Origin of the sequence: Nocardia sp. CWNU-33 (assembly GCF_046764895.1) — a bacterium.
In the GTDB taxonomy this organism is placed as follows: Bacteria; Actinomycetota; Actinomycetes; order Mycobacteriales; family Mycobacteriaceae; genus Nocardia.
The window spans coordinates 398,066-410,358 of the sequence record NZ_JBKOQN010000002.1 but is presented as its reverse complement, the minus strand read 5'-3'; the positions used below and the strand labels follow the sequence as shown (position 1 = coordinate 410,358).

Genomic DNA, 12,293 nt, shown 5'->3' with positions numbered 1-12,293 from the left:
AACGCACCACAGCGCGGATTTTCTCCCGAACCGGGCTGATAGCTTGCTGAGATCTGCCGCTTGCCGACCCATATCACCCGCCAGGACGAACCAGTCCGGTCTCGTATGCGAGCACCACTGCCTGGACTCGGTCGCGCAGTCCGAGTTTGGTCAGCACCCGACCCACATGCGTCTTGACGGTCGCCTCCGAAAGGTACAACTGCTCGGCGATCTCCGCATTGGAGCGACCGGCGGCGATCTGCTCGAGCACCTCTCGCTCCCTCGCGGTCAGCACGTCGAGGACACCGGGGTCACGCATCCCACCCGGGTCGTCGGCAATAAGCCGATCCAGTAGCCGCTTGGTCACTTTGGGCGACACCACCGCGTCCCCCGCCGCCACGCTCCGAATGGCGGAGATCAGATCCTCGGGTGGGGTGTCCTTGAGCAGGAAGCCGCTCGCCCCCGCCCGCAGCGCCCCCAAAGCGTGCTCGTCGAGATCGAACGTCGTCATCACCAGCACTCGGCAGCCGTCGCCGGCATCGACGATCCGCCCGGTCGCGGTGACACCGTCGACGACGGGCATCCGCACGTCCATCAACACCACATCCGGCCGCAGCTCCTTGGCTCGTGACACCGCCATGGCGCCGTTCTCGGCCTCTCCGATCACCTCGATGTCGGGATGCGCACCCAGCACCATCTTCAACCCCATGCGCATGAGTTCCTGGTCATCGACAACGAGAACAGTGATCGGCACCTGCCCAATCTATCGTCCCTGCGGGTCCACCCCGCCGGTCCCGCCTCGCCCACCTTCCGATCCCGTGCCGCCCTGTTTCCTTCCCGGACCGGCAGTCTCGGCTGCCCCATCACGGAAGCCGTTGCACTGCTGGATGATTCCGGCTCAGCCTCAGGTCTCGTCAGAGATGTCGAGCGGAATAGTCGCGCACACGCGCCAGGCGCAGTCGGTAGCGCGGCCCGTTTCGAGGGTGCCGCCGAGGACGGCAATGCGTTCACGCATTCCGGCCAGCCCCATACCGCCGCCCTTGATCGCGTTGCCGTTCGGGTCCTGGACCGGGATACCGCCGGAGTCGGTGACCTCGATCAGGACGTCGGTCTCCCGCCGCAGCACCCGGACCCAGGCTTTCGGGTGCGGGCCTGCGTGGCGCAGGGTGTTGGTCAGTGATTCCTGGACGATGCGGTGCACACCGAGGCTGACCTCGGGCGGGATGGTGTCGAGTTCCCCGGTCAGCTCTAGTTCGACGGCGAGGCCGGTGCCGCGCATCATCTCGACGAGCTTGGCGATGCCAGCGGTCCCGTGCTGCGGCACCTGCTCGAGCGCTGGTTCGATACGCAGCAGCGCGACGGTGCGGCGCAGTTCGCGCAGTGCCTCGCGGCCGGTGCCTGCGATGGCGGTGAGGGCTTGCTCGGCGGCGTCGGGGTCGCGACGCAGTGCGTACCTCGCGCCGTCGGCCTGCACGATGATCACGCTCACCGCGTGCGCGACGACGTCGTGGAGTTCACGCGCGATACGGGTGCGTTCGAAGGACACCGCGTCGTGCGCACGCCGTTCCCGGTCGTAGTCGGCGACCGCGAGTCGTGCCGCGACCTCGGTGTCATAGGCGTGCCGTGCACCGATGAATTCCGCGAGCGTCCAGCACAGCAGGAAGAACATCGCGGTGAAGATGGCGTCGCTGCCCGCGGGCTTGTGTAACAGCAGGAAGGAAAAACTGCTGTCCACCGCGAGTCCAGCCGCGAACCACAGACCCTCGCGGCGGCCGACATAGGCGACCAGTGTGTAGAGCATGATGCCGAGCCCGAACAGTGCGATGTGGTCGGCCTTGTCCTCCGCCAAATATCCGACCACCGTGGAGGTGATCGACAGAGCTAGCATCGCTGCCGCCATCGCACGCGGATACAGCCGACGGAAGGCCACCGGACCGGGCAGCAGCACCCCGATGCCGAGATAGGCGAGCTTGTGATCGGAATTGGCCACGCCGAGCACCTCGAGCAGCAACAACGCCATGGCCAGGCCCGAATCCGCGACAAGGGGCCTACCGCGAAGCCACAGACTGAATCGGCGCACAAATATCAGCCTATGTCGGGCTCGGACACACTCGATGGGCCGATCGGGAGATCCCGCGTGTCGGCCGGGCGTGATCAGCTCGGCGCGCCGGTTCGACCTTCCGCGCATGTCGGCCCGACCCACACAGACCAGCGCTCCCGCCGATCTCATCGATGCGGCCGACCCCGGCTCGGGCATGCCCGGCGACCCCAGCTCCCGCATGGCGAACGCTCGGGAGATCCGCGCGCAGCGGCAGGTCGACCGCCGCAGCACATGGGTGCCGACGATCCGACCCCCGCCCGTCTGGTTTCCTGACCGCGTGGATTTTGCAGACTGGGCCGCCTTACTGGTTGCCGCTACGGCCGCGGGTTGGGTCGACGCGGTGGTCGGTGGCGGCGGATTGATCATCTTGCCGACCCTGTTCCTGGTATCGCCTGGGATCACGCCGCAAACCGCGCTCGGCACAAACAAATTCGCGGCCGTCGCGGGCACAGGAGCCTCGGTAGCGACCTTCGCGCGGAAGGTTCCGATGCGCTGGCGGGTACTGCTGCCCGCCGCGGGCATCGCCGCGGTGGCCGCCGCGGCCGGTGCTGCCGCGGTCTCCCTCATCGACCGCGACCTGTTCATTCCGATCGTGATGGTGGTGCTGGTCGGGGTCGCGGTCTTCGTCACCCTGCGCCCAGCGATCGGTGTCACGATCGCGACGCATCCGCCGACGCGGCGCAAATTCATCTTGGTGGTCGCGCTGGCCGCCGGGCTCGTCGGTTTCTACGATGGCCTGCTCGGACCGGGCACCGGCACGTTTCTGATCATCACCTTCGCGACGCTGCTCGGCACCGAGTTCGTGCGGGCTGCGGCGATGGCGAAGGTGATCAACTGCGGGTCGAACGTCGGCGCGCTGATTTTCTTCGGCGTGACCGGTCACATCATGTTCGGGCTCGGCGCGGCCATGGCCGTGTGCAATGTGGCGGGCGCGATCGCCGGCTCACGCATGGCTTTACGCAAGGGCGCGGAGTTCGTGCGGATCGTGCTGCTCGTGGTGGTGATCGTGATGGTGGTTCGGTTGGGCTGGCAGCAATTCGGCTGACGAGGCAAGCGCAGTGCTCAGCCGACCGGATGGGCGTGCATGGTGGAGTTCGAGGCGAGCCAGGGTTGCAGCACCCGCGAAGTCGTTTCGTGGATGTGCTGGTGCAGTCGCTCGCCGTCCTCCGCACCGGCGTGCGGACTCTGGAACAGCACGGTGAGCGCACCGGAGACAGCCCCGACGACCGCACCGACCAGCGCCGCGGCGCCGACCTCGTCCAGTTCCGAGGGAAACGCGTGGTGCAGTTGCCTGGCGATCTCCCGCTGGGCGACCAACTGTGCGTGCGCCGCACGCCCGCTCACCGCGGGCACGATCCGCGAGACCTGTGCGCGCAATGCGGCGATCCGCGCGCTCAGATCGTCGACGAGATGTTCGCCGGGATTGTCGCCCGCCGCGCGCAGCGCACGCAGCAGCACCTCCACTGGACGTTCGCCGGGGCGACGGCTGGCGATCGCGGCCACCGCCGCGCGCACGCGTTCGTCCTGTTCGGGGAACAGCAGTTCTTCTTTGCTCGCGAAGTAATTGAAGAACGTGCGGGTGCCGACCTCCGCCACGGCGGCGATGTCGGCCACCGTCGTTTCCTCGTAGCCTCTATTCTCGAATAGTTCGACGGCTGCCTCGAGGAGGGCGCGGCGGGTACGGTCTCGTTTGCGATCGCGGAGGGCGGATGGCGGCACGCGGGCACAGTACGGCATTTGGCGACTTGGGTACGGTAGGCGACGGTTTCGCGCGTGCCGTTACCCATTTGCGATGGTCGAAGTCCCGTCCACCCCGATTTGCGACGACCGGCGCGGCGTCCTGCAGCATGCACTTCCGATAGCAACGAACCTCTGATCTGTGCGTCGCGGTTCGCCAGGGCTCGGCCGAACATTCACCCATTCAAGCGTTTTGGGCTGTCGCGATACGGGGCACCGCGCAAGCATCGTGTGCCGCTTTGCAGTTCATGCAACATTGCGCCGTAGGCATACTCGCGCGGCGTGTATTTGCGGTGCTGCGCCACTGTAGCGAGGGGAGCGACTAAGTTGGTCCGGGTGAGCATCGCGACTTCCAAGGATGTGGACGCCGAGTTCCTTTCGCTGCCGCTGACCGCGCTCGCCGATGCCGCGTTGTCCGCGGCGAAGGCGGCGGGGGCAGAGCACGCGGATCTGCGAGTGCACCGGCTGGTCACCCAGTCGATCCGCTTGCGAGACGGCCGAGTGGAGGCAATCACCAATGCGACCGATCTCGGTTTCGCGGTCCGCGTGGTGGTCGACGGCACGTGGGGCTTCGCCTCGCACGCCGCGCTCACCCCACAGGCCGCGACCGAGGTGGCCCGCCGCGCGGTGACGGTGGCAACGACGTTGCGTGCGCTGAACCGTGAGCGCGTCGAGCTTGCCGCGGAGCCCCGCTACGACAATGTGCGATGGGTGTCGTCCTATGACATCGACCCCTTCGCGGTGTCGACCACGGACAAGGTCGCGCTGCTGCAGGACTATTCGGGCCGACTGTCTGCCGCCGACGGCGTCGACCACGTCACCTCCTCGGTGCTGCAGGTCAAGGAACAGACCTTCTACGCCGACACCGCGGGCTCGACCATCACCCAGCAGCGGGTACGGCTGTATCCGCAATTCGAGGCGATCACCGTCGATTCCGCGGCGGGCGTCTTCGAAACCATGCGCACCCTCGCGCCCCCCGCGGGACGCGGCTGGGAGTACCTCACCGGCACGGACAGCACGTGGGACTGGGGCGGCGAGCTCGCACAGATCCCCGGGTGGCTGACCGAGAAGGTAAAAGCCCCGACCGTGCAGGCAGGCCCCACCGATCTGGTCATCGACCCGACCAACCTGTGGCTGACCATCCACGAGTCCATCGGCCACGCCACCGAATACGACCGCGCCATCGGCTACGAATCCGCCTACGCCGGTACCTCGTTCGCGACGCCGGACAAGCTCGGCACCCTGCGGTACGGCACCCCGATCATGCACGTCACCGGCGACCGCACCCAGGAGCACGGTCTTGCCACCGTCGGTTACGACGACGAAGGCGTTGCTGGGCAGCGCTGGGATCTGGTGCGTGACGGCGTCCTCGTCGGCTACCAACTCGACCGCGTGTTCGCTCCGCGTCTCGGGCTGGACCGCTCGAACGGCTGCTCCTACGCCGACTCGCCGCACCATGTTCCGATCCAGCGCATGGCCAACGTCTCGCTACAACCCGATCCCACCCACGACACCACGACCGAAGAACTCATTTCGCGCGTCGAGAACGGCATCTACATCGTCGGCGACAAGTCGTGGTCGATCGACATGCAGCGCTACAACTTCCAGTTCACCGGCCAGCGGTTCTTCCGTATCCGGGACGGCAAGCTCGATGGCCAGCTCCGCGACGTCGCCTACCAGGCGACGACCACCGACTTCTGGGGCTCGATGGAGGCCGTGGGCGGACCGTCCACCTGGCGGCTCGGCGGTGCGTTCAACTGCGGCAAGGCCCAGCCGGGTCAGGTCGCCGCGGTCAGTCACGGCTGCCCATCGATTCTGGTGCGCGGCATCAACATTCTCAACACCCGGACGGAGGCGGGCCAGTGAACGCGATCGGTACCGGCCTGATGCCCGCGGGCGCGGTCGTCGAGCAGGCGCTCGCCCTCTCGCGCGCGGACGAGGCAATAGTGATCGTCACCGACGCCAACGAGGCTTCACTGCGGTGGGCAAGCAATTCGATGACCACCAACGGCTCCTCGATTTCCCGCGACTGGGCGGTGATCTCGGTCTTCCGCGACGGACCGAACTCCGCGCGGGTCGGCAGCATCAGCTCGACCAGTGTCGACCCGAAGGACATCGAGGCCATCGTGCGTGCCAGCGAGGCAGCCGCCCGCACCGCCGAACCCGCCAAAGACGCGATGCCGTTGCTCACCCCCGACATCGACGACGCAGCCGACTGGGCGGCGGCGCCGGGCAGCACCGGCATCGAGGTTTTCACCGACCTCGCCCGCGACCTGTCCAAGGGTTTCGACGGTGCCGAGCGCCTCTACGGTTTCGCCCATCACCAGATCCACACCACCTGGCTCGGCACCTCGACCGGTATCCGACGCCGGTTCGTGCAGCCCACCGGTTCGGTGGAGATCAATGGAAAACGCGGCGAGGGGGCCGATCTGGCCAGCGCCTGGGTCGGTGTCGGCACCGCGGACTTCACCGATGTCGCCATTCCCCGCCTGCTCACCGAGCTCGCTCGTCGCCTCGATTGGTCCAAGCGGCGCGTCGAGCTGCCCGCGGGCCGCTACGAAACCCTGCTGCCGCCCTCGGCAGTCGCCGACCTGATGATCTACATGGCCTGGGAGATGGAGGGCCGCGGCGCGCAAGAGGGTCACACCGCCTTTGCCCGCGCGGGCGGTACCCGAATCGGTGAGCGGCTCACCGACATTCCGCTGACCCTGTACTCCGACCCGTGGGCCGGTGGTCTCGAATACCGTCCGTTCGTCGCGACATCCGCTTCCTCGGAGGCGCTCTCGGTCTTCGACAACGGCATGCCCGCACAGCGGGTCGACTGGTTGCGCGACGGCGTCATCGAATCTCTCGTCTATCCGCGCGCCACCGCCGCCGAATTCGATGCGCCCACCACGCTGCCCGCCGAGAACCTGCTGCTCACCGGCGGCTCCGACGCCGATCTCGACGATATGATTGCCCGTACCGAACGCGGCCTGCTGCTCACCACGCTCTGGTACATCCGCGAGGTCGACCCGGCCACACTGCTGCTGACCGGACTCACTCGTGACGGCGTCTACCTCGTCGAGAACGGGGAAGTCACCGCCGCTGTCAATAACTTCCGCTTCAACGAGAGCCCCATCGATCTACTGCGCCGCGTCAGTGAAGCGGGTGCGACCGAGACCACGCTCCCCCGCGAATGGAAGGACTGGTTCACCCGAACGGCCATGCCGCCGTTGCGAATTCCCGACTTCCACATGTCTTCGGTCAGTCAGGCGACCTGACCGACGTGGGCAATGGTCGGCGGCCGATCGTCCGACCGTGCCCAGCGACAGTCAGGCGACGGGTGTGATTTCGATGCCGATGGTGGCCGCTTTGCCACGGCGCAGTGTGCTTCCGAGAATTACCAGCGGGCCGAGCAGCCAGTACTTCTTCTTGAGTAGCTTGCGGACCCGCTCGGTGCCGTCCGCATCGAGCACCCGCCCGGTGCCCTCGATCACCTCGCCGTGCGGCTTGCCCGAGGCGCTGCACGGCTGCACCGTGACGGCCGGGTTACGGCGCAGCCGTTTCACCTTCCAACTGTCGGTCACCGTCCACACATACAGCTTGCCTGCGTCGGCTGCCGCCCACACGGCGGTGCCGACGGGTGTGCCGTCCTTCCGGAACGTTGTCAGCAGAACATAATCCGCCTTGCCGACGGCCCCGAGCGTGTTCGTCATGAGGGCAGCGTATTCGGTCGGTCGGGCATCCGGTATTCGCCCGCTTCCAACCGTTCGAGCAGGCCGTCGGTCCACCCGGCCAGGTGACCGAACACTCCGCTCCACAGTTCGAGCAGGTCGGTGGCGTGTGGTGGTTCGTAGCGGCCGGGGAACGAGGGGATCATGGCGAGCAGGTCGTTGCGGACGGCTTCGCTGCGGCGGCGCTGTTCGCGCAGCTTCTCGATGACGTGAGCACGCGGCAGCGCGTCCATGAACGCGATCGCGGCGCCGAGTTCTTCCATGTCGATGCTCACCAGCGCCTCGTCCATCAGCGCGCGAAACTCCGCCTCGCCGGCTTCGGTGACTTCGAACAGGGTGCGGCCGGGGCCCTGATCGCTGCCCTCGGTCCCGAAGGCGTTGAGTTTGCCTTCCTGGGTCAGCTGCCTGAGCGCGTGATAGATCGAGCCCGGTTTGACGTTCGTCCACGTTTCCGCACGCCAAGACAACAATTCGCGGCGCACCGCATAGCCGTAGGTGGGTTGACGCAACCGCATCACACCGAGGACGAGCAGCCGCACGGCCGACATGAACGAGCTCCTTTCATCACAGCAACAGTCATGCTACTCAAACTTGACTTCCGCCAGAACGGCACCCTAACCTCGGGTAGTCAAATTTGATCACTGCAGTGCGGAGGCAGATATGGGCGACACGGCGGTTCCAGTGCTCTGGAGCGGCAACCTGACCGACACCCTGGACTTCTACCGAACCCTCGGATACACCGTCACCTACGAGCAGACCCGCCCCTACAACTACGGCGCCGTCGAGGCCAACGGCTGCGCCCTGCATTTCGCCTCCGCACCCCGCGGCACCGAACTCCCCACCGAACAGGTCGGCTGCCTGGTCATGATCGATGATGTCGCCGCCAAGCACCGCGCCTTCACCGAGGCGCTGCGCACCCGCTATGGCAAGGTTCCCGCGAAGGGCTGCCCGCGCATCACCCGATTCCGGCCCGGCCAGAGCAGGTTCACAATGGTCGACCCGGTGGGCAACTCCGTGATCTACATCCAGCGCGACGAACCGACGGAGGTCGAGTACGGCGGTTCGCGTGAGCTCGAAGGCCTGGCACGGGTTTTGGACAACGCGCGAATCCTGCGTGACTTCAAGAATGACGACAAGACCGCCATCCGCGTACTCGAGGTCGGACTCGGACGATTCGGCGCCGAAGCCCCCCGCGCGGACAAGGCACGGGCACTGTCCGCGCTGATCGAATTGTCCGTTGCCACGAACGAATCCGCCCGTGGCGAACGGTGGCGCACCGAACTGCGGGCAATGAAGCTGTCCGAGGCCGAGCGCATGTCGGTAGCGAAAGAACTGCGCGCGGCCACCGATCTGGCCGACTGGCTATCCGAGAAAGCTGACCTGAGCCGCCCTGTCATCCGACCAGCGTCAGGACCTCCGGTCCATCGGCGGTGATCGCCACAGTGTGCTCGGAATGCGCGGTGCGCGAGCCATCGGCCGACCGAATCGTCCAACCGTCGGGATCGGTGTAGATCTGGCCGGTCGTAGCCGCGAACCAGGGCTCGATGGCAATCGTCAGCCCCGGCCGAAGCCGGTATCCGCACCCGGCGCGCCCCGCGTTCGGTATGTGCGGGTCTTCGTGCATGGTGCGCCCGAGGCCATGCCCGCCGAATTCGGTGTTCACCGGATACCCGTAGCCATGCGCCACATCCGCGATCGCGGCGGAGATATCTCCGATCCGATTGCCGGGCAACGCCACTGCGATTGCCGCAGCCAAGGCCTCCTCCGTGGCCCGCACCAGTTGGACATCCTCCGGCGCGGCCCGGCCGACGATCACGCTGACTGCCGAATCCGCCACCCAACCGTCGACGCCGATCGCCAGATCCATGCTCAGCACATCACCATCACGCAGCACGTAGTCGAACGGAAGCCCGTGCAGCACAGCGTCATTGACCGATAAACAGACGGTGTTACGGAATGGGCCCCGCCCGAACGACGGCGCGTAATCCCAGTAGCACGACTCCGCGCCCCGCTGCCGAATCCGTTCCCGCGCAATAGCTTCCAGGTCCAGCAGGTTCACGCCGACCTGCGCGCGCTGCCGCAGCACTGCCAGGATCTCCGCGACGAACTCCCCCGCAACTCGCATCCGCGCAATCTCGTCGCGGCTCTTCAGCTCCACCATCAACCTGCTCCGTTCGGTATTTTAATACCACCCTAGCCGGTGCGGTATTTTAATACCAGCCACTTGCGGTATTTAAATACCGCTCATACGCTGATGCCATGGTTCGCCTCCCACTGACGCCTGCACAGGTCGAGGCCGGTCGCCGCCTCGGCACCCAACTGCGCGCCGCTCGCGCGGACCGCGACCTCACCGAAACCGCTGCCGCAGCAGGAATCTCGCCGGAAACCCTCCGCAAGATCGAAACCGGCCGCCTCCCCACCCCCGCCTTCGGCACCATCGTGTCCGTCGCCGCGGTTCTCGACATTCCCCTGGAAGAACTCGCTGACACCTGGCGCTCAGCCGGCCTCGCCGAATCCGCTTGACGACCCTGGGCGCGAGCTCGAACACAGGACCCACACCGTCATCGCGGCGCTCCTAACCGCCTGCGGGCGCGGCTACTGCCCGCAAGAAACAGATACCCAGCGTTGCTGTGTCGTGTGGCTCCGTTAACTGCCGAGAGCATGGGCTCCCTCATACCGGCACCGGCGAGCCCTTACTCCCCAGCGGCGGCGCGAGGTGTAATGACGATGCCGACAGACCGATCCGCGCCCCTGATCAGCTTGTGCCCGCGGATGGCGAGTTTGCCGACAAGGCCGTACTTGTCAGCGACGAGGTCGCGCACTCGCTCGGTGCCCTCGGGGCCCAGAATCTCGGCAGTCCCGGCGAGGACCTCCCCGCCACCGGTCCGACCGCGGTTATCGCACACCTGGACGGTGACATCTGGATTGCGCCGGATGCGCTTGACCTTCCAGGTGTCGGGGTTGGTCCACACCACGATACGGTCGCCGTCCGGCGCCACCCAGACCGGAGTTCCGACCGTAGTGCCGTCCTTCTTGAAAGTAGTCAGCCGCGCGTACTTGCTATTGCTCACTTCATTCCACGTCATGACAAAACCGTAGGCCGCCGGCGGGGCCGGAGACATCGGTCTACGGTCACATTCCGAACTACGCGCCACGACGTACTTCCATCGCCCGTGAGCTGCCGTTATTCCCCAATCGGCATCTCCTTCACAGGGAACCCCGCGTGATGCCACCGACGTCACGACCCGCAACAGCTAGTCGGCAGATAGTTGGGCGGGCATCGAGCGGTAGCTGTTCAGATTCACCAGGCCACGCGGGATCGGCGGGCCGTCCAGACGCAGATCCGGGTACCTCTCGAACAGCGCGCGCAGTGCGACGGCGCCTTCCAGTCGGGCAAGGCTGGCCCCCAGGCAGCCGTGCACCCCGCTGCTGAACGAGAGATGTTCCGCGGCGTTGGCCCTGGTCACATCGAATCGTTCGGGATCGGGGAAGACGGTGGGGTCCTTATTGGCGCCCGCCAGCAACAGCAGGACCAGGGAACCGGATTTGACGTGCTGATCGGCGATGTCGACATCACAGCTCGCGATCCGGCCCGTTATCCGTATGGGACCGTCGTAGCGCAGGATCTCCTCGACCGCCCCCGGCCACAGCTCTGGCCGCGCCGTCAGCATGTCCAATTGGTCCGGATGGCTTGTCAGCAGCGCGATTCCATTGCCGAGCATGTTCACCGTCGTCAAGAATCCGGCGTCCAGCAGCAGGGCCGCGTTGGCCACCTGCTCGCGTCGGGTGAGCTCGCCACCTGTCACCAACATACTGAGCACATCATCGCCCGGTTCGGCGCTGAGCCCGGCGATGTGCTGTTCGAAGTACCGCTGCCCCTCGGCCAGGTCTTCGATGGCGCGGCGGAAAGTGGTCCAGGTCAGGCCTCGGTCGAGCAGCGGCGCACCGGTATCTCCCCACTTCAGCATGGTCGAATGCATGTCGGCGGGCAACCCGAGAATCTCGGCGATGATCGCGATGGGCAACTGCGCGGAGAAGTCGTCGATCAGATCCGGTCGCGGCGTCGATTTCAGCCGTTCGAGCAGGTCATCGGTTACTTCGACAACCCGTTCCCCCAGTTTGGCGATCGCCTTCGGCGTGAATGCTTGCCCTACCAGGCGTCGGTAGTGGGCGTGTTCCGGCGGATCGGTCACCAGCATCGAGGGCGGTTCCGCGAGGTTGGGAAGTTCCAGATCGGTCTTGGTCAGCACCCAGCGGATCGGCTTCGGCAGGGCTCGATTGTTGGGCGTGACCACACCGAAGCGACGGTCCCGCAGGATTAGTCGGCACAGTTCGTGGTCCGCGGTCACGCGAACCCTCGATATCGTGGGCATCCGTCCCCGCCGCCGGATCTCCTCGATGGATCGAGGCGCTCCGAGCCCGCGATCCGGACCGGCCAGGATCTGTGCGAGGGGATCGCCCCGACGCGCCGACCACACGAGATAGGACCTTGCCAGGCGATGCAGGACCAGCCACCGAATCCACGCGCGCGTTAACATTGTCACCTCCCACGCTGGACTGTCCCTATGGTAGAGCGCCGCCGACGGAACTGTCGGCTAATCTTCGGCTAGCCTCCGTTGGCGATGGTGACGGAGGGGGCCGGAAGGCGCCGCGTATGGCCGACACGGTGGTCGAACGGACCGACTCCGGCTTGTGGTCCCGGTTCGCAGGTAGCGTGGTAGAACGGACTTTGCCGGGATCAGCAACCCCCGACGATGCAC

13 protein-coding genes are annotated in these 12,293 nt (G+C 66.3%); 5 read left to right on the top strand and 8 right to left on the bottom strand.

From position 1 onward, the window contains the following. Positions 1–73: 73 nt before the first annotated feature. Together ACLMAL_RS04055 and ACLMAL_RS04050 are read right to left on the bottom strand one after the other, a co-directional pair. Positions 74–733 (bottom strand): response regulator transcription factor, encoded by a 660-nt coding sequence (locus tag ACLMAL_RS04055; RefSeq protein ID WP_328400561.1) that lies wholly within the window; start codon positions 731–733, stop codon positions 74–76. Between the two features lie 150 nt (positions 734–883). Beyond that, the gene (locus ACLMAL_RS04050; RefSeq protein WP_411997819.1) at positions 884–2,059 is read right to left on the bottom strand and encodes a sensor histidine kinase; all 1,176 of its coding nucleotides are present in this window, start codon (positions 2,057–2,059) and stop codon (positions 884–886) included. A 298-nt stretch (positions 2,060–2,357) separates the two neighbouring features. Here ACLMAL_RS04050 and ACLMAL_RS04045 point away from each other — a divergent pair, with 298 nt between their 5' ends. After that, the gene (locus ACLMAL_RS04045) at positions 2,358–3,125 is read left to right on the top strand and encodes a sulfite exporter TauE/SafE family protein (RefSeq protein WP_411997902.1); all 768 of its coding nucleotides are present in this window, start codon (positions 2,358–2,360) and stop codon (positions 3,123–3,125) included. Between the two features lie 17 nt (positions 3,126–3,142). On the opposite strand, the gene ACLMAL_RS04040 is transcribed toward ACLMAL_RS04045, so the two are convergent. Next, positions 3,143–3,799 carry a TetR/AcrR family transcriptional regulator gene (locus ACLMAL_RS04040; RefSeq protein WP_411997818.1) on the bottom strand — a complete coding sequence of 219 codons (657 nt, stop codon included), beginning with the start codon at positions 3,797–3,799 and terminating at the stop codon, positions 3,143–3,145. A gap of 354 nt (positions 3,800–4,153) precedes the next feature. Here ACLMAL_RS04040 and ACLMAL_RS04035 point away from each other — a divergent pair, with 354 nt between their 5' ends. Together ACLMAL_RS04035 and ACLMAL_RS04030 are read left to right on the top strand one after the other, a co-directional pair. Then, on the top strand, positions 4,154–5,683 hold the full coding sequence (locus ACLMAL_RS04035) for a TldD/PmbA family protein (RefSeq protein ID WP_411997817.1): 1,530 nt from the start codon (positions 4,154–4,156) through the stop codon (positions 5,681–5,683). Between the two features lie 20 nt (positions 5,684–5,703). Then, complete coding sequence (locus ACLMAL_RS04030) at positions 5,704–7,080, top strand: metallopeptidase TldD-related protein (protein ID WP_411997901.1); 1,377 nt, start codon at positions 5,704–5,706, stop codon at positions 7,078–7,080. Between the two features lie 51 nt (positions 7,081–7,131). Here the strand turns inward: ACLMAL_RS04030 and ACLMAL_RS04025 are convergent, their stop codons facing one another. Both ACLMAL_RS04025 and ACLMAL_RS04020 read right to left on the bottom strand, forming a co-directional pair. Next, positions 7,132–7,515: a PPOX class F420-dependent oxidoreductase gene (locus tag ACLMAL_RS04025; RefSeq protein ID WP_411997816.1), complete on the bottom strand. Its 384-nt coding sequence runs from the start codon at positions 7,513–7,515 to the stop codon at positions 7,132–7,134. Continuing rightward, a complete protein-coding gene (locus ACLMAL_RS04020; RefSeq protein ID WP_411997815.1) occupies positions 7,512–8,081 on the bottom strand; it encodes a helix-turn-helix transcriptional regulator in 570 nt (189 codons plus the stop codon). Before ACLMAL_RS04020 ends, ACLMAL_RS04025 begins: the two co-directional genes overlap by 4 nt. 112 nt (positions 8,082–8,193) lie before the next feature. Here ACLMAL_RS04020 and ACLMAL_RS04015 point away from each other — a divergent pair, with 112 nt between their 5' ends. Further along, positions 8,194–8,967, top strand: a complete 774-nt coding sequence (locus ACLMAL_RS04015; protein ID WP_411997814.1) for a glyoxalase — start codon at positions 8,194–8,196, stop codon at positions 8,965–8,967. Here ACLMAL_RS04015 and map read toward each other — a convergent pair. After that, on the bottom strand, positions 8,927–9,694 hold the full coding sequence (gene map / locus ACLMAL_RS04010) for a type I methionyl aminopeptidase (RefSeq protein ID WP_411997813.1): 768 nt from the start codon (positions 9,692–9,694) through the stop codon (positions 8,927–8,929). The two genes, ACLMAL_RS04015 and map, sit on opposite strands and share 41 nt — an antisense overlap. Positions 9,695–9,792: 98 nt before the next feature. On the opposite strand from map, the gene ACLMAL_RS04005 reads away from it, so the two are divergent. Next, on the top strand, positions 9,793–10,056 hold the full coding sequence (locus ACLMAL_RS04005; RefSeq protein WP_411997812.1) for a helix-turn-helix transcriptional regulator: 264 nt from the start codon (positions 9,793–9,795) through the stop codon (positions 10,054–10,056). Between the two features lie 170 nt (positions 10,057–10,226). Here the strand turns inward: ACLMAL_RS04005 and ACLMAL_RS04000 are convergent, their stop codons facing one another. Together ACLMAL_RS04000 and ACLMAL_RS03995 are read right to left on the bottom strand one after the other, a co-directional pair. Next, a complete protein-coding gene (locus ACLMAL_RS04000) occupies positions 10,227–10,619 on the bottom strand; it encodes a PPOX class F420-dependent oxidoreductase (protein WP_411997811.1) in 393 nt (130 codons plus the stop codon). A 168-nt stretch (positions 10,620–10,787) separates the two neighbouring features. Next, positions 10,788–12,071, bottom strand: a complete 1,284-nt coding sequence (locus tag ACLMAL_RS03995; RefSeq protein WP_411997810.1) for a cytochrome P450 — start codon at positions 12,069–12,071, stop codon at positions 10,788–10,790. Between the last annotated feature and the right edge of the window lie 222 nt (positions 12,072–12,293).

Bases quoted from the DNA above. Each gene is read 5' to 3' on its own strand.
- ACLMAL_RS04030 (WP_411997901.1), top strand. From the start codon at position 5,704: ATGCCCGCGGGCGCGGTCGTCGAGCAGGCGCTCGCCCTCTCGCGCGCG.
- ACLMAL_RS04025 (WP_411997816.1), bottom strand. From the start codon at position 7,515: ATGACGAACACGCTCGGGGCCGTCGGCAAGGCGGATTATGTTCTGCTG.
- ACLMAL_RS04020 (WP_411997815.1), bottom strand. From the start codon at position 8,081: ATGTCGGCCGTGCGGCTGCTCGTCCTCGGTGTGATGCGGTTGCGTCAA.
- ACLMAL_RS04015 (WP_411997814.1), top strand. From the start codon at position 8,194: ATGGGCGACACGGCGGTTCCAGTGCTCTGGAGCGGCAACCTGACCGAC.
- map (WP_411997813.1), bottom strand. From the start codon at position 9,694: ATGGTGGAGCTGAAGAGCCGCGACGAGATTGCGCGGATGCGAGTTGCG.
- ACLMAL_RS04005 (WP_411997812.1), top strand. From the start codon at position 9,793: ATGGTTCGCCTCCCACTGACGCCTGCACAGGTCGAGGCCGGTCGCCGC.
- ACLMAL_RS04000 (WP_411997811.1), bottom strand. From the start codon at position 10,619: ATGACGTGGAATGAAGTGAGCAATAGCAAGTACGCGCGGCTGACTACT.
- ACLMAL_RS03995 (WP_411997810.1), bottom strand. From the start codon at position 12,071: ATGTTAACGCGCGCGTGGATTCGGTGGCTGGTCCTGCATCGCCTGGCA.